We start from the raw sequence: 18,222 nt of genomic DNA on the forward strand, positions 1-18,222 counted from the left end.
TTTAATTCTCAATTTCATTCACAATTTTTGCGGCTCCGATTGAAATAACTATTTCTGCACCTTTGGAACCACCTTCTTCAACTGTAAACTTAAAAGCATCTATTTCAGTCGTTTTAAGCTCACTCCAGACATCTACTTTTTCTTTAAGTGCCCTTTCAAAAATTGATTTTTTAAATTTTCTTCCATATAGTCTTTCGAAATTTTTCTTTAAGTATTTCGCTTGTATGTTGGTGTATTGCTTTAGTTCTTTCTCTGTAAATTCCTTAAACATTTTATTGCCCACTTTACTCATAAACTTATTTGCAGCAGCTCCCATTCCCGCAGAAGCAGAACCTGAGAAAACGCCCACAATACCAGAGGTAACAAACTGTGAATTATTCCACTCCTCTTGCTTCCCTGCTGAAATATTCCATTTTTGAGTCAAAGCATTACTAGTCATTCCGGTACTTGAGCCAACAATAGCACCTGAAATAATTTTCCCTCCTAATGTTGTGGCTGATGTCAATCCCAATGCCGGGGCGAGTAAAGCTGCTCCTGAACCAACAGCAAAGCCGATAGCTCCATCTCTAAGAGCATCCATACCTGAGTACTTTTCTCCTTTTATTTTTGCAGAGGCGTAACCTACTGTAATATTAACACCTGCTCCAATAAAACCAGTTAGCCATGGGAATTCGCCATTAGGGTCCTGATAAATTACAGGGTTATTTAATGCATAATTATATGGACTTTGATCTAAAAGTTTTTCTGCCTTAGGATCCACACTCAACCACACACTCCCCCTCGGATCATAATACCTCGCGCCATAATAATACAGCCCTGTTTCATCATCCAATTCCTTTCCATTAAATAAAAATGGCGTGCGATGCGTGTTGCTATGTTCCTCTACAAAGGTTTCTCCATAGGCAAAATATTCTAAATGCTGATAAACCTCTCCACTCGCATCGGTGATGAAAGAAGAAGACCCCAGATGATCCGGGTGGAAGTAATATGCAAATTTTTCGGTAGAACCACCACCATTTCCTCCGCCGTTGCCGTTTCCATTGTCATTTCCACTGCCCGGCTTAATTTGTCCCGGAGGAATTTTACCGGAGTTGCCCGGAGTGAGGAAGGAACCATCTTCACCAAGGAATTTCAGGTTTTTCACAAAGCCCTCAAATACGAGTTCTTTCTTTTGATGGTAATTGACTTTTCCGTTCCCTGCGGTCTTCTTCAGATCAGCATCCAGCTTGCTGTTGCCGATCTTGGAGACGATGCGCTGCCCTTCGATGTAGAAGTGCTTGGTGTAGCCACCGCTGGTAAGCACCAGATAGGGATTCACATAAACGGTGTTGTTGCCGATGCTTCCTTTTCCACCTTTACGACTGCCGTTGATGTCGATGCTCTGGCCGATGTTTTTACCTTTAATCACGCGGGTGCCGCTGGCATCATAGACGTAGTTGAAGGTATTGCCATTGTCGGCGATGGCGCGAATACGGTTTTCTTCATCCCAGGCGAGGTTTCTGCGCTGACCGCTGAGGTCGTCTGTCCAGCCGCTGAGGTTACCGTTGGGGTCGTAGGCGTAGGTCTTTCTACCGATATGGATCGGGGCGTGTGGCTGGTCCTTGCCATAGGTATAGTCCTGCGCATAGGTGGTCTTGTTACGCGGACTCCATTCACTGTCGTCATAGCCTTTGCGGGTATGCTCCTGCGCCTTATGGGTGATGGCGCCGGCCTTATTGTAAGCCATATCCATCTGGTAACGGTGCTCGTGGTTACTGCCAAAATGCTGGCCTTCGGCATGGGTAAGGCGGTAAAGCTCGTCATATTCATAATTATAGACACTTCCGCCGCCCATCAGGTTGCTCTCCGGTTTTTCGGCGCGGTTTTGCAGGCTGAGGATGTTGTTTACTGCATCATAGCCGTAGTGGTTGTCCATCATCGCCCTGCCTTTGGCCGTATAGGCTTGCATATTGGCCAGGCGACGACGTTTGGGCTCGTAGCTGTAGTTGGTCACCGTACCATTGCCGTATTTCAGGAAGGTGCGCTGCTCAAATTTGTCGTAGCCCAGCTGGTCCACATAGGCATATTTGTTACCGTCTTTTTGGCCATACATTTGCTTCAGTAAGCCACCGGTATTGTATTCATAAGTCACCTTTTCCCCGTCGGGGTAAGTCATCTCCGTCAGGCGGTTCCAGGTGTCGTAAGTCGTCTCGGTGGTGTAGGTGAGGGGTTCAAAATCCGGTAGCACTATAGTGCGGACGGTTTTGGTGACCTCGCCCAGTTTGCCATAGCTGAACTCCTGTGCTCCGGTGGCGTCGGATTGCCAGTGGATGCGTCCCACCCGGTTCTCCTGCGCATTGGCGGCCCCATATTCAAAATGGGTGTTGTTCTCCGGATTGATCGGATATTCAATGTCGGTCAGGCGTTCATGGTCATATTTATAAAGGATGCCTGCGCCCTGTTCGGCCAGGTTGGCGGTGATCAGTTCGGTCATATTGCCGGCGGCATCATAGTGGTATTGCGTCAGTCCTGCATCCGGATGGTGGCGCTCGGTGCGGCGGCCTATCATATCATAGACGCTGCTGGTGACGGCACCAATCGGGTTGATGCTGGCCACCTGCTCGCCAATGGCATTATAGCGGAAGCTGGTCCAGGTGTCCATGGCATTGTGCATGGCGGTCACCCGTCCGCGCACATCGGTAAACTGCACACTGCTGACGCCATTGGCATCGGTTACGGTGGTTTTGAATTGCGGCTTGCCTTCGCGGTCTTTGCCAAAACCGTAAGTGGTGGTGGTTTTGCTGTCGTCGGGCAAAGTTACGCTCAGGCTGCGGTTCATCACATCATAAGTGGTGACGGTCGGCTGCTCGCTGTCGATGGTCGTCACGAACTCCCCGGCCTTGCCCAGCTTTTGGGTGGTCGGGTAGTAGGCTTCCACGGCGCGACCAAAGGCATCAAATACCATATGCCCGCTGACGATCATCTGCTCCTGATCGCCTCCGCCGTTGAAGATGGCAGCATCTTTTTTGGTCTGCAATACGCGACCGATCCCATCCACAAAAGTGGCCGTCTCCATATCGTTACCCGCATGTTGCGGATCATAATGTTTGGTGAGCGCCCAGGGCGTTTTCGCCTCTGGATGGTATTCAAATTTCAGGGTATACTGCTTTTCATTGGGCCCTTTTACCTGCGTCAGTCGGCCCAACTCATCGTACTGATAGGTGGTTTTGTGTCCATTAATGGAGGTGCTGTTTTTCAGCTGTCCGAAACGATAGTCGTACTGGGCGCTGCTGCTGTAGCCATAGCTATTGCTCACCTTAGTGGTGTAAGTGGCCACGGCTTCATCATAAGTATATTCCAGTTTCATGCGCTGGCCCTGATGGTTTTCAGGACGCCTCACACTTTTCAGGTTTCCATTGTCAAAATATTCAAAGTCATAAACCGCCTCTTCCTTTCCATCGTCCTCCGACTCACTTAACAGCTGGCGAATTTGGGTCAGGTTCCCGGTGTTTTGATCGATTGTGGTAGATCGATGACGTAACAGATTTCCATCAGCGTCATTCACTTCAATGGATTTGGGAGCTCCCACCAGGTAAAGGTCATCATTGCTGTAATGGTGGTATTGCACCTGTGCAAAGAGGTCATCGGCCTCGCCCTCGTCTCCATAGTCTGCAATGGTGGTCATATTGCCCAGCAAGTCGTAGTCCATCTCGATGCGACTCGATTTTCCAGCTTCGGACTGGCCCTCAAAATAGTAATCTGATTTTTTCACCATGGCCGGAAATACCACCTTTGCCTCCGTTGTGCTTTCCAGATCGGTCGCCTTCAGGGCTTTACCTGTCAGGTCGCGCACTTCGTAGGTCTGCTGATTCACCGTGTACTTATTGCCTTTGGCATCGGCCATCTCCTGCTGCTTCAGCATTCCCTTTTGATAGTAATTATCGTTATGGAACGCTTGCGTGATACGGGCATAAGGCGCATTGCCATTTTCGGTATCAATGGTCTCGGTGATTACCTCCGCAAAACCATAAAACTCCCGCTCATGTCGGTCAAATTTCGGTGCTGCATAGCGGAAGCGCGTGCGGGTGGTATCCGCGCCGTCCCCCACATGCCCATCAAAAACACTCACCTCTTTCAACGCCCAAACATCGCGTGGCATATCATAACTGTTGCCGTAGCGCTCATAGTCCAGCGCTACCACCGCACCCATTGGGCGGTGAACGGTTTTCAGCATATTGGTACGGCCAATGGTGGATCGCCTTACTTTCAGCTCGTTGTTTTTATCAGAAACCAGATAATCCGGGAAGCCGTCGCCATCGATATCAGCAAAGCGGATGGTTTCGCGGTTCATATTCCGGCCAGTACTTACTGTTGGGTTAATGCAGAGTTTACTCACAATTATTGGAGGAATAAGAGGAATACAGGCTGTGAAACCTACATTGACCGACTCTCCAACAGACTCATTTTGGTTGATAAGTTCCGCCCCCTGCCATTCAACAGCAGATGCAAAACCAGCACCTGTATTTATACTTACCAGTAATTTACCATTGTTAACACTCAGGATATCGAGTAAACCATCTCCATTCAGGTCTTGTAGGGTGTATTCTGTTTCACTTGTACTTTTATTTACACCAACACCAGCCCGAATACTTCCATTACAAATATTAACACTCAATCCGCCATTTTTACTGATGCTTTTTCCTGAGTTAAGAGCTGTAAATCCCCATGGTTCTTTTGTCGCGAAGGCATATCCTAAATTTAGTTCGACATCTCCGTTTTTATAAACCCTGTCCGGTAAGCCATCGCCATTAACATCCATCCAGGCACTTTCTGTATCACTATTGGCTACAGTAAGCCCGACCCCTGCACCGGCAGAGCTTTGGGCATCCTTAGCTTCTACGCCGGGTCCCGATACCCATTTGGAAAATTTGGAGGTAGGTTTTGCATGGAGAAAGGAGCCGTTTGCGGTCGCACCCACTGAGTTGTTAGTAGACTGCATATTTTGTCCTTTTTTATGCACTAATTTTTCCTCACTCAAGGCACCGGTAGGGTAGGTGTATTGGATTTTATCTTTGGTGACAATATCCGGGAAGCCATCACCGTTCATATCCATAAAATCGGAGGTACTGTTATTCCAGCCATAACTGGCAGAGGCTCCTATAGAGGCACCAAAACTAGCTCCTCCCGAAACAGATCCGCTGTATGAGTTGGAGATCCGGTCAATAGCGCTCATTCCTTCCGCTGTCGGGCTTTGAGCTTCAACTGGATCCACGGTAATATCATCCTCCCCGAGGCGGGAAGCACTGATGATATCAGATGTTACATAAGTTAAATCATCATAGCCCTGCCATCTTTTAAATTCTCCAACAGGTACCATCATAATGAATAAATCGTCAGCAGGATTATAACCTCCATTCGCATTATACTCCTGATTTATTTCTTCCGCATCGGCACCTTCTTCAGGAATTTCCGGTACATCGATGTCATGATTCCCATTTTCAATCCTGTCATCCAGTTTTAATTCCCTCTCATTGATTGCCTGATTAGCTCTTTCCCGGTTTCCATTATAGGCAAATTGTCCCCAACCTCTATACATGGGGCCGAAAATATAGGACTCTTCTGTAGTGAACAGGGGGATGGTTACAATACTCGTGTCGGCAGCATCCATTATTTTCACCTCAGATTGTTGCGCAATCTTATTAGCTAATTCCCGGTCCTTGATATGGTATTCAATAAAATAGGAGATCCCACTATCCAATTTTACAGTTAATAAAGAGTCCCCAATTAATTCTCCTCTGTCAAAGAGGAAGGTCTTTTTGGTCACCAAAGTATCCGGTTTCTTTATTGACAGCGTTACATTACCATGAATATCCATTTCTTCTGCGAACAGGGGAGCAATAGCTATTTGCCCTGTCTGCTTTGCTGTGATCATCTCTTCGTTCACCAGGTTTACAGGGAACATGGTAAAATGGGGAACCGGGAATATTTTTATCAGCGGATCGCCATTACTTGCATATACATTAGGAACTTCTGCACTATTGGAAGCAGTATAATACATGACTGCGTCAAATTCAATTTGCTCCCATTTTATATTTGTTTCTGCACTGACTAAAAAGCGAAATTCATCTCCATTATAAACTGTTTGGGAAATACTGAAGGTCGTATCTCGTTTGGAGCGACCATCACTATGGTATTCTAAAACTATTTCATCTTCTCCTTTTATGATTTGAAACAGAAGGCTATCAGAAGTTACGGGAAGTGAAATATTTCCCTGAATGTTAATTTGGCCATCAATTGGGACGCTAATCGTTTGATCTGCAGCTAAAATGAAATCTTTTTGGGCATCAAAATGGTATTTCTGACGATTATTGGCAGTTAACACTTCAGTTCTATTGGAATAGGTGATTTGCTGAGGCCAAAATACCTGATCAAATTCACCATTCACCAAAGATTGTGTTCGGAAATAGATTCGATCTCCTTTTTGTACAGATAGGGAAGGGATAGAAACCGGTTTCACATTATAATCATCGGGATCAATCTTAGTGGACCATTTTTCTTCATCTTTAAATTGAATCGCTACGCGTACCCCGTCAGCTTTTGCCCCCTCCCGGTCCTTTGAATTGCTTTGTATCAAGTTGACCGGAGCGTTTATTGCCACTGTTCCGTCATAAGGCGCCACCCAAACTTTGACTACGTCATGCAATGGTGAACGATCAATTGCTTTTTCAATTTCGGCAGGATCGATTGGGTCAAGTTCAATGGAAGCCCCTCCAAGACTACTTATTGGACTAGGAGTTCCTGCACTACTTGTGGAAAAACTCGGGTGACCATTTTCATCCAATCGATTGAAATAAACACGACCATTGGCAACAATATCAATTAACTGATCCCCATTTGCTTCAGTAAAATAGATAGTCGTTTTAGATCGGCTGTAACTTAAATCAGCTCCGGCAAATGTATTGCCGGTTGGATTAGCCTGAAAGCCTCCTCCCGCCGAAGTATTGGTTTCTTTGTAGAATTGGTGAGCACCTTTGACCGTAATGGCTTCCTCACCAAATTCTAGTTTCCCGCTTTTTGACAGGTTTGGATGGTACTTTAACTTGTCTCCTTCAACAAATACCTTATCGGGCAGACCATCTCCATTAATATCCACCAATGCAACACTTCCTTCGCTATTCCCTTTGGAGAAATTTACATGCCCCCCAAAAGTCAGGGATTTGCACCAAAACTGCATGTCGGAGGCACCAAAAGTAATACCGGTTGATACCGAAATATTATTTGATTTTGTTCCTGATAGCGCACTGGCATCATCATGAAAGCCCGGTAATGGGTTGATGTGATTTCCGTTTACATTATCATTTGGAACCAGCCAATTTGCCTCAGCAGCCAACGGCCGCAATTTTCCATTGTCGCCCGTCGTCACCTCATCAAAATACTCAAACTGGTGGCTGTTAAAGAAATTGCCTTTGCCATCAAATTGCTTCAGCTCCGTGAGCAGGCTTTTGTGGAAAGCACCTTCCTGATACAACAACTCATAGGAGCGGACCATACTACCATTATAAAAGACATTGATTTTTCTTAACAGGTCAGCGGTTACTTTTTTGAATCCATATCGTGCATCAATATTGATATCTTTTCGTTTGCTTTCTCCCAGTTGGCGGTCGCGGATAAATTCGACCTTATATTTTCCTTCCTGCTGGCCGGAACCGGTATAAGTAATATGGGAGCAGTAGAGATTTTGTCCCATTACACGGCCATTGGCCAAGCCAGTGTCTTCCACCTTGCTGTAGTGGTAGCGTACAAAATTGTTGTTCAGGTCACGCATTTCCACCAGGGCCCAGTGGGCGATATTACCCTTGGCATCCCGCAATACCGCTTCTTCCATTACGTTATTTCCGGGGCGGCCTCCATAAAAATACTGATTGCCGGACTTGTCCATCACGCGCCACCAGTAGCCGCTGGTTTCATTTCCTTCCCGGATAATTCTGTTAAAAGCGCCTTCCACACGCGGGAAAAACTGTTTTCTGCTTTCACGGGCTCGTAATGCACCGCGGTGCGCCACCGGAAATAGTTGCTCTCCATTCAACAGGTAAGTTTCGGTTTCTTTATTTCCATCAAAACGCGGTACTCCCCATCGGGTATCGATATTGATGGCCGGGATGGCAATGTTCCAGCCCAGACCCAGCCAGTCGGCCCCGCCTCCGCTGTTGTAGTTAATGGCCAGTCCCGGCTGCATTCCCTGACGACCCGCCGGTATTTCAATCGGGTAACTCATTGCTGCCCCACCACGACTATTGGCCTGGGGAATATCAATCAGATTAACGGCAGCGGTCGGATTGGCCGCCTGAATGTCCTTCATGCTCGTCGGGGTATAAGCCGCTGCCTCCGGAGATTCCGGCACCTGAATGATCGCATTGATCATGTCGGTGAAGTGGGTGGTGTTCGAAACAATGGCCCTGGCTTCCAGGCTTGCCAAACTGTCTTTGGGTAGGGGCAGCCAATGGTGAACGGTTTCATCAAAATAATAAGTTTTGATATCTTCCAGGGTGTAGCCTTCCGGAATCAGCTTTTCATCATAAGCCAGTTGAATATCTGCAGCCTCTTCGAAATGAGCGCCATGAGGCAGGAAACGGTAAGCTTCCGAAAGGGCGGTGACATTGATCATGCCCGGATCAAGCGCAGGGATATCGACATCTCTTAAGCTGTGGATTTGAATTTCCTGTTGCTGCCGGATACTTCCTTTTTTACTGGAAAACTGCGCCCCTGCCATTTCCAGACTTTCAGAATACCCGGGAAGATAAGCTTTCGCTTCTGATTGAAAATCCTGAGGCAACTCAAATGTCAGCATCGATTTCAGCTGGTTAAAGCCTAATAATACCTGTTGCTGATTGCTGCTCCCATCGGCATACTGCCATTGTAGATGGATATGCTGGCGGTTGCTGAAATTCTGACCCAAATATTCAAACCCACCATTCCGAACGGCTACCTGTTGCCCCTCAACCCAAAGGCGGGCAACCGTTTTGGACTGATCTGCAAAAAAGCCATTGAAGTAAATACTGTGATTCTGAGGGCTGATTAAGCCCTGCTGATTGATCACAACGGGTGCTTCAATAGGTTGGGTATCAATAATTATTGCAATATTTCTGACTTTATAATAATGCTTCGCGGTTTTAGGTAAGGAAAAGCGAAGGACATTATCTCCCTGCTTAAGCCAGGCCGCGGAAATCTTTTCTTTCTGCGGATGCCATTGCGGGCTTAATTCCACCAACTGCCCGCCGAAGGCTTGCTGGTCATTAATACTTCTGGCAATACCGGTATGATGGCGCACCCCAAATAGTTCGTAGGTGAGATAAATCGTGGCATCAGTAGGAATAGCTTCCTCTATGGCAATATGAAAAACATTATCTGTAGGATTATCCAATAACTGCTCAGGGGTACAGCCGATCACTCCTTCCTGCATACCGGCGGAATAAGTGACAGGGTTGGCTGTTGCAAAAGCAGAGATGATACAGAACAGCAGCAGACAAAAATTTCGAAACATGATGAAAAATGGTTGAAATCAGGCGCTTAAGCGCTATAAATAACAGGTGGTGTAAAAAAATTAGTAAACAATAAGCTTTTGGGAAGTCCCTTCCTTTTGGCCTGTATTGAGGTTGATGATGTACATACCGGAAGCAGCGACCTGTCCCTCGACAGCATAACTATAGCTTCCTTTAAGCTCAAATCTTTGTTCCACCAATCCTTTACTGTCAATGACCTGAAGGCTGGCATCGGAGGGCTTATCAAACTGAATACTTACAAAGAACTTCCGGTCTTTACTGATATTAGGATAGACTACAAACTGCTTTCCGCCTTCCGGATGGAAATTAATGGCATCTGAAAATTTACATCCGTTTTTATCAGTTACCGTTACCGTATAAAGTCCGGGCTGCTTCACCTCAACCTGAGGGCCCTGATGTTCCAGGCCAAAATTGGAGTGCCAGGAGTAACTCACTGCTATGGAGTCTGGCAGGAAGGTGGAAGCATCCAGTAATACGGTATAATTTTTTTCAAAGGACTGATCTTCTCCTAAGTCAATGCGCAGTTTATCCGGATTTTCGATAGTGAAAAAAGTCTCGTCCTGCTGCCCATTCCGATCCTTTACCGATAGGTGATAATCTGCAGCAGAAAGTCCGGATAGATCATCTTCCGTCAGGTGTTGACTTTCCTGGAAATCCCCTGTGGATAAATTAGTCAATTGGTAGGTATAGGGAGGAGTACCTCCCAAAATATTAAGATCCGCCTGTCCATCAATATTATTTTCACAAGTCACCTTTTGCAGCTCCCGATGGGTGACCAGAAATTTACGGGCATAGGCCAGGGCTAGTACATCCTTACCGGATAAATCGGGATCAAGTGCTAATGCTTTGAAATATAAAAAACCCTCATTATCAATAGAATCCGGTTTGAAAAAATCTGCGTGGTATGGAGATAATTGTCCTTTTGCTGAATAATCGGCGGCTAAGACAAATTTTTCTAACTGATGGAATACGGAGTCTTCAGGAGCTTTCATTTTCATTGTCAAGGCATCGCTTCCCTCAGATAAAAGCACTTTACTCATTAAAAATCTTTTTTGAGCATATAGTAGAGCCGTGTCCTTTTGAACATCGGTAATGAGTAAATTCTCTTCCCCATTATGCCCGAGCAGGTAATACAATCGGGGGGCTAATGCGAGGGAATCACTAAAAGACAGTTCCAATTCCGGTTCATAAATGGATTGAACCAAAGGTTGAGCGATTTGAAATGAAGTATCCTGTGCAATTCCAATAATTTGGTGGCCATAAAGGCTATCGGTTTGGTTATTCCAAAGTAATTCCTGATTCAGGCTAACGTAATTGGCATACATGGGAATCCCGTATTTCATGGACAAATGAGATTGCACCTGTATTTTTTCCAGAAAACTTAAAGGACGATTATAAATTAATAATTCGGCCAAATGCCCTTCAAAGGCCTTTATCTCTTCCAGTTTTTCATCTCTTCCGATTCTGAAAAAAGCGGGAATTTCTTCCCCATCAGGTGTTTCACCCGCATCTTCCCAATGTTGAATGACCGTGTTTACCACTGGTAAAAGTTTTTCCCCTCCAAAACGATCCAGCGCATCTTCCGGTCCTAATGCGAAATGTGAGCTTAAATAGGCCGGACGAGTCTCCTGATCTGAATTACTCCAGATGAGGCGTTCCTGCAGGGTGTCCGGCAGCTGATAAACGGTGAAAATGGTGTAGGAAGAAGAGGTTAGGAGATCATGAGGAATGATCATAGCTGCATCCCCGTGAAATTTAAGGACGCTGCGCTGATTGAATCCGGCGGTATCTGTTTTTGAAAATTGTCCCAACAATTGACCGTGAAAGGCGTGGCCACTTTTGTCATAAAGGGTATCCGCTGACAAACTATCTGTAGCATACCAGGCGGTAGGAGTCAAATCCACAGGCCACTGGGCATAGCAATAGGAAGTCATCTGCATTAGCAGGGTTAAAATAAGTAGACCTTTTTTCATAGGTAAGTATTAGATTCTTCTTAAGTGCTTTATTCGCAAGAGATACCAATATTTACCATTCCGCTCTATTTTTTCCTCTCTGCCCACCATCAATCTTCTGTATATTTAATAGGTATAAATGACTAAATGTTACTCCCTTGAGCATGTAAAGTTCAAATAGTTGAGGAAAACATTTTACAAATTTTAATCTCAATAATTCATTTGATTAAAACCAATAATGATTTTTATTTTGTTAATCTTTTAAGTTATTTTTGATTAAACTACAACAATAATATTAGGAAAAAATGAGTTTTACGATATGGGAACACGGTTTTTGTCAAAATCCAAGTCGAGTAAAAGGTTAAGGTGGTGGGAGCGTAATCGAATTAATCTGGATTATGCATCGCTGGATTTATCGGCTTCCCTTAGGGCGTTTGATTTCTATTCCTTAGGTTGATTTTTCCTGATTTTTTAATCGCCTTGCTTTGTCCAGGCATGCGCCCCCCTCATTCACCTCCTTCCTTTGGAAAAACGCTGAATAGGAAAATTTCCCTCATTTTTGCTCTCGCATCTTAACGAGGATTAATGCATCCTCCGGATGAAGTGTTTGTTATTTCCCGGATATAAAAAAAGGACTCTCCTCCGAAAGTCCTAAGATTTTTTCTGCTGATAGTCGTGCTTTTAAAACCGGTATTGAATCGCGGCACCAATTCTGAGGTAAGAGCCATCCATGGCAGTAAATCTGATTTCAGGGGCTAAATTCAGCTTGTCTGAAAGGGCGTAATTAGCTCCTATCCCGAGGTTTAAGCCCACTTCAGTACCTGTAGAGGTTGTTTCCGGAGAGGAAAAACCAAAGCCCATATCAATTGCAGGAATAGTTACTTTCCAGAAAGTTAATCCTAAACCAGCAAGTCCGTAAATCTTTAGCTTGTCCCCATCGGTATAGAAATTGTAATGTCCATCAAAGTCAAGTACATTATATCTAACCGCATTATTTTCAAATATATGGGTAAATCCTACCGCCGCTTCCCATTCTTCAGTAATTGCATAGGCGCCATTAAGATTGATGCCTACGCTTTTGATTTCAGAAGCATAAACCAACCCCAGGCCGGCACGGAGTTTTTCAAGCTCAAACCCTTGAGCAAAAGATGTTTGACAGACAATTGCCAACACGGTCATTAAAAAAAATCTTTTCATAAGTAGTTATATTAACAAGATAAAATATGATATATCAAAGTATGATGGAAATTTAAGAAAAAGTATTTAGAAAGAAAATGAAGTGTTATTGCTTTTATAACTCCTCCCGCCATTTCGCAATACTCACCCGGCTCACCCCAGTGAGTCGGTGAATCTCCGTAACCGACTTACCTGATTCCAAATGCGCCATCACACTATCGTACTGATGGTGCTTCCGGATGTTTTTCGAGCCAGGCTTCCTGCCTTTGAATTTTCCTTCAACCTTGGCCAGGGCGATACCCGCAAGGGTCTTCTCTTTAATTACTTCCCGCTCAAATTCCGCAAATTCGGCCAGCACCCCGATGATCATCCGGGTAGCAGGTGTTAAAGACCAGCGATCATTGAAACATACCAATCCCTGATTCTTAATAATCACCTGGACCTTCCTACGACCAAACCAGTTGATCGCTTGTTTCACATCCTCTGCCTTCCGACCGAAACGGTCCAGGCGGGTAACTTCAAACCGCGAGATCTTACCCGCTTCAATGACCCGGGTTAATTTTTTAACGGGCGGCCGCTCAAAAAACGGGATGGTGCCGGAGTGTTAATCGTTGGATTATAGCCGGTAAGGCAGAACGCCTTGGTATAAATGTTCATTTTTTTGCCATGTTCATCGTTTATGAACATCAAACAAAAATTAACGCTATCCCGAACAAATAGCTTTTTGACTATCCAGCCGAACAGTTCAAACTACACCTAAATAAAAAAGTGATGGGCTGTATCATAGAGCGGTAGCAATAATATAATCCTTAATTGAGGATGTTTGTCAAGATTAATTGATCATAAAACAAAAAAATGTAAATAAAATTTTACAAAATAGACTATATTTGCCTTTTGGAATTAGCAAATAGGTAAGATGCAAACACTCAGGAATAAAATGATGCTCCTGCTCAAAAGCGTAGATACTCAATTTACACGCTATTTGGATCAGGAAATAGACTGGAGTAGTCGGATGACGGCCATCGTCGGGGCGAGGGGAGTGGGGAAAACCACTTTGATTTTGCAGCGGATTTTGAATCACCACCAATTGCAGGAAGTATTGTATGTGAAGGTGGACGATTTGTATTTTACGGAAAATAAACTGCTGGACCTGGCCATTCAGTTTGAGGCTACCGGAGGCAAATATTTATTTATCGACGAAGTACATAAATACCCCAATTGGTCTCAGGAGCTCAAGGATATTTATGATTATATCCCCAATCTGACCGTGGTATTTACAGGTTCGTCTATCCTGGATATTTACAAGGGTAATGCGGATTTGAGCCGGCGGGTCGTTACCTATCATATGCACGGACTTTCTTTCCGGGAATATATGATGATGGTTAGGAAGGAAGAATTGCCGGTTTTTACGTTGGAGCAAGTCCTGAATCATCAATATCAGGAATGGTTGTTGAAGTCTGATTTACGGCCATTGATGCACTTTAAGCATTATATTGAACATGGATATTACCCATTTTTCCAGGAACCTCGTTTTCCCGATCGACTTTCTAACGTGATCAACCTGATATTGGAAGTGGATATCCCACAGTTTGCAGGACTACAGGCGGGTACCATTATCAAATTGAAGACCCTGTTATACCTGCTCTCCAAAAATGTTCCTTTCAAACCCAATGCTTCGAAGTTGGCTGAGTTGATCAGAGTGAGCCGACCTGTTTTTGCTGATTTGATGGTATTTTTAGAAAAAGCTGGCTTAACCATGAGTTTGCGGAATCCGGCAGAAGGGATCAAGTCGCTTCGAAAGGTAGAAAAGCTTTATTTGCAAAATGCCAGTCTGATGTCAGTGATTGCATCGAATGCTCCAGATATTGGAAACATCAGAGAAACTTTCTTCATGAATCAGCTTCAGGTCAAGCATCAGGTAGAAGCCTCCTCCAATGCGGACTTTTGGATAGATGGGCAATATACTTTTGAGATTGGTGGAAAAAATAAAACACAGAAGCAAATTCAAGGGCTAGAGCATGCATTCGTGGTCAAGGATGATATTGAATATGGGGAAGGCCGAGTCATTCCCCTTTGGGCATTTGGAATGTTGTATTAATGAAGGTGTAAGTAAGCATGGAAATTCCCTTCATTTTGAAAAAATTTGAACGGGTAGGGTAGTGATTCTCGGTAAAGATCAAAAAAAATCAGAATACCAGCAAGTTATGGTATTCTGATTTTGGATAGGGGTAGCCTATGGTTTAATAGTTTAAACCAAAAGCCCAAAGAGGAATTACATTTAAATAGCCGAATTCAATATTATCTTTAACGACGAATGATTTTCCGTCTTTTTCAATTTGTTTTTGTTGCTTTCCTTTACCACCAATTTCAAAGGTGTAGCCATTGATCATAAAATCTGCTTTTTTTGCAGCGAACACCTCATTATGAACCCGCATTTGATTGAGGAAAAATGTTTCTCTAATATTGCCAATATTGTAATTTTCCTTGGATAGGCTATAGGCTAAATTACTGTTATCCAGGTAAACTTTTTCCACTTTTCCTAACTCACGGATACCACTTGTCTCATTTCTTAATTGTCCAATAAGCCCTGCCTTTTCCATATATAAAAAATAATCATCCAGGGAATTTCGACTTACCCCCAATAATTCCGAAATCTTGGAGAAATTGGGTTTGAAGGGGACACTTTCTGCGATAATAGCGAGTAGCCGCTTTAGCTTCCGACTTGTAGATACACTCATATTGGCATATTGCGGAATATCTGTTTCCAGTGTTTGGATCATGATTTGACCAAGTCGCAGGCTTACTTCATTCTCAATACCAAAAGGGTAATATCCGCGTTGTAGGTAATCATTAAACAGTGGTAAGGGGTGTTTTACATCCTTCAGACTTACCTCTCCGGCAATTATTTGATCCAAAGAATAAGGTGCTATCTTATATTGATGGAAATGGTGGAGATATTCCCGGAATGATAGGCCCTGCATATGATATATAATCGCTCTCCGACTTAAATCTGAGGAGCCTTTAAGGATATCAAGCACTGAGGATCCAGTAAAAATGACTTTCAAATCCGGAAAGGAATCATAGATATTTTTGAGCTCTCTGGACCAGTTCGCATATTTATGAATTTCGTCAATAAACAGGTATTCTCCTGCATTTTTGTAGAAATCATCTGCGAGGTCTACCAATTTATGGTCTGCAAAATACAGGTCATCAGCCGTTACGTATAAAGCACGCTTATTATCCAGATTTTCCTTTATATACTGGAGGATCATGGTCGTTTTTCCAACACCCCGCGGACCAATTATCCCGACCATCCTGCTATTCCACGCTACTGTATCGTACAGGTATCTTTTAAAGCCTACAGTAGTATTTTGTAATAGGATTTCAAACTTCTGATAAAGGGTTCTCATGAGACTGAATTATAATTTCACTACAAATATAACCAAATGCACTGATAATTGTGCATAAATACACATTGTTGCACAATTATCAGTGCGAAATTTAGATAAAAGTGATCAATCATTAGTGCGAATTGTAGTTGATTTATATTTAAATGTGGTAGCCTCTGATGAGGAGTATCTGTATGCTTTGGGAGAAGTGATTAAAAGCATTGGTCATACAGCTAGATATTTTTGTCTAAAAACGCAAAAAGCGAATCAACTATAGTAACTTTGGGTTCCTACACCAACAAAGATCTATGTTCGATTCGCTTCACGACAAACTTACACAAGAATTTCCAAAATGGGGTAAAGCTTGCTGGAAGAATGTACTCGCTTTAAGTTTCGGTATCATCCAAAAAGAAACCGTGTGTCTTAATAAAGTGAAAGATTCGATCGGAAGCATTTTAGAAAATCAGAGTACTTCCGCCTTTGGTCATTACAAACGCTTAACCCGCATATTTACGGAGTATTCTGATACCCATTTATGGAGTGATCTATTGCAATTATCCGCGATGAATATGCGCTGAGGTGGAGATTTTTTGATGGTCGATGGCACCAGCTGGACGCAAGGAGATCGTACTTTCCATTTCATGGCCTTGGCAATTTTGTATAATGGAGTTGCTTGTAATCTCTGACCAAATGGTTACCAATATTACAATCGAAAAAGACCCTTTGGAAATTCGATTATAGTGGCACTTTCACCCTCTATTTAACATATAGGTAACTATATCCTTGCTAAGAATTGCATTATTCTAATAAATTAAGTAAAGTAGAAAAGCCCTCTCCAAAAATGGTTGAGGGGTTTCGCTTTCAAAATTAAATTCTCTTGGTGAATTAATGATCCATCGGATTACAGTCGATATTCACCCCTTTCAAGTTTGGGCATAAATTAAGGGATGGCTATTTCGTTTTGCTTTGTGCCATTTTTTGATGGGGGAATTAAAAACGGCTTAAGAGGAGTCTATAGAAAAGGGGTTCAGTCATGCATTAGTAAAACCTTTTGATGTGGGAAAATTAAGAGCGATCATCTCACGTTTTCATGCGGGAAACATATAGCCATTTGTATAGAATGGTTTATTCTTTTTGGGAAAATGTACAATTATTAAAACCAAGCCACCTCCTTTTGTGGGAAACAGGGGGACTTACACCGCGACTAAGATTTTAAAGGATGAATCATTGTAAGAGACTGAAGAAGTGTAGATTAAGGAGGTGTAGGGGTAAATACTCAATTTGAATAAATATGACGAACTGTCGGCGAAATAATTTGTTGTTGATGAAGGATATTAGTAGTTTATTCTAATAATTCAAAAATTTGATCAAATGATGATAGCTGTTCTGTATTTGTCGATTTTGTGTCTCATTATTTTTGGTTGGAATTATATCCAAGTCAAGTTTCAAGCGGAGCGCAAAGAAAGCCAATGGTCGATTGACCCTGAAACGTCCATAAAAAGATGCGAAACGAATTTTGTCAAGACAGGGACCATTCTTTTTGATAAGGAGAAAATTAGACATTTATTCCAGCATTCACGGCCTATTCCTGACCAAAATGGTTCTTATAGACTCCATATTTCAGAGGGTGATGTGAATAAAATTTTATCGAAGTGCTGTATAATAAAGCCAAATAGATTCGACAAACAGATTTTTAGCTTTGATCATGCGCTATCTAAAGAGGTTCAGGAGAGTATAAATCGACATGAATGGATTTTTGCCGATAGTGAGCAATGGTACTCCTCAAAGGATTTAGTTGAGCAATCGAGTTCATTACCTCCTGAAATAGATTTAGTAAAGGCGGGATTGGTAGAGGAACTGGAACGCCTAAACGATCAGGAACTTTCCCACAAAGTGTATAAGGAAGGAAGAATATAGATATTGTAAGATTAGAGTCAATAACTACGATTTCGGTGGAATAGCTTACTTTACGCAGTACTAAAATTTTAATATCGGGCATGGAAATATCCTGGTGTGTGGTGCTGAGAAATGAGGAGTTGTGAATGCCATTCATCATTCTGATCGCAGAATTTAGTATTGCAGTATCGTCGTAAACCTTCAGCCAACCACACTTTCAAAAAAATCAAAGCCATTGAGGGTTAGCAGCCAAATTTTCATCTAGCGGCA

The 18,222-nt window shown here is 43.3% G+C and carries 8 protein-coding genes; 3 read left to right on the plus strand and 5 right to left on the minus strand.

Annotated features, from left to right (window positions below):
• Window position 1 precedes the first annotated feature (1 nt).
• The 4 genes from AAA970_RS27125 to AAA970_RS27140 form a co-directional block, all read right to left on the minus strand.
• Window positions 2-9,520, minus strand: a complete 9,519-nt coding sequence (locus tag AAA970_RS27125; protein WP_338240092.1) for a SpvB/TcaC N-terminal domain-containing protein — start codon at window positions 9,518-9,520, stop codon at window positions 2-4.
• 60 nt (window positions 9,521-9,580) lie between these two features.
• A complete protein-coding gene (locus AAA970_RS27130; RefSeq protein WP_338240093.1) occupies window positions 9,581-11,512 on the minus strand; it encodes a DUF8202 domain-containing protein in 1,932 nt (643 codons plus the stop codon).
• 660 nt (window positions 11,513-12,172) lie between these two features.
• Window positions 12,173-12,688, minus strand: a complete 516-nt coding sequence (locus AAA970_RS27135) for an outer membrane beta-barrel protein (protein WP_060690491.1) — start codon at window positions 12,686-12,688, stop codon at window positions 12,173-12,175.
• A 94-nt stretch (window positions 12,689-12,782) separates the two neighbouring features.
• Window positions 12,783-13,259: a recombinase family protein gene (locus tag AAA970_RS27140; protein WP_338240100.1), complete on the minus strand. Its 477-nt coding sequence runs from the start codon at window positions 13,257-13,259 to the stop codon at window positions 12,783-12,785.
• A gap of 324 nt (window positions 13,260-13,583) precedes the next feature.
• Between AAA970_RS27140 and AAA970_RS27145 the strand changes: the two genes are divergently transcribed.
• Entirely contained in the window at window positions 13,584-14,765 is a 1,182-nt protein-coding gene (locus AAA970_RS27145; protein WP_338240094.1) for an ATP-binding protein, read from the plus strand.
• A 142-nt stretch (window positions 14,766-14,907) separates the two neighbouring features.
• Here AAA970_RS27145 and AAA970_RS27150 read toward each other — a convergent pair whose 3' ends face one another.
• The gene (locus tag AAA970_RS27150) at window positions 14,908-16,077 is read right to left on the minus strand and encodes an ATP-binding protein (RefSeq protein ID WP_338240095.1); all 1,170 of its coding nucleotides are present in this window, start codon (window positions 16,075-16,077) and stop codon (window positions 14,908-14,910) included.
• Between the two features lie 287 nt (window positions 16,078-16,364).
• Here AAA970_RS27150 and AAA970_RS27155 point away from each other — a divergent pair, with 287 nt between their 5' ends.
• Window positions 16,365-16,634 carry a hypothetical protein gene (locus tag AAA970_RS27155; RefSeq protein WP_338240096.1) on the plus strand — a complete coding sequence of 90 codons (270 nt, stop codon included), beginning with the start codon at window positions 16,365-16,367 and terminating at the stop codon, window positions 16,632-16,634.
• A gap of 793 nt (window positions 16,635-17,427) precedes the next feature.
• Entirely contained in the window at window positions 17,428-17,973 is a 546-nt protein-coding gene (locus tag AAA970_RS27160) for a hypothetical protein (RefSeq protein WP_338240097.1), read from the plus strand.
• Window positions 17,974-18,222: the final 249 nt, after the last annotated feature.

The sequence above is a fragment of the Persicobacter diffluens genome, assembly GCF_036244895.1.
GTDB lineage: Bacteria > Bacteroidota > Bacteroidia > Cytophagales > Cyclobacteriaceae > Persicobacter > Persicobacter diffluens.

Bases quoted from the DNA above. Each gene is read 5' to 3' on its own strand.
- AAA970_RS27130 (WP_338240093.1), bottom strand. From the start codon at position 11,512: ATGAAAAAAGGTCTACTTATTTTAACCCTGCTAATGCAGATGACTTCC.
- AAA970_RS27160 (WP_338240097.1), top strand. From the start codon at position 17,428: ATGATGATAGCTGTTCTGTATTTGTCGATTTTGTGTCTCATTATTTTT.
- AAA970_RS27135 (WP_060690491.1), bottom strand. From the start codon at position 12,688: ATGAAAAGATTTTTTTTAATGACCGTGTTGGCAATTGTCTGTCAAACA.
- AAA970_RS27150 (WP_338240095.1), bottom strand. From the start codon at position 16,077: ATGAGAACCCTTTATCAGAAGTTTGAAATCCTATTACAAAATACTACT.
- AAA970_RS27145 (WP_338240094.1), top strand. From the start codon at position 13,584: ATGCAAACACTCAGGAATAAAATGATGCTCCTGCTCAAAAGCGTAGAT.
- AAA970_RS27125 (WP_338240092.1), bottom strand. From the start codon at position 9,520: ATGTTTCGAAATTTTTGTCTGCTGCTGTTCTGTATCATCTCTGCTTTT.
- AAA970_RS27155 (WP_338240096.1), top strand. From the start codon at position 16,365: ATGTTCGATTCGCTTCACGACAAACTTACACAAGAATTTCCAAAATGG.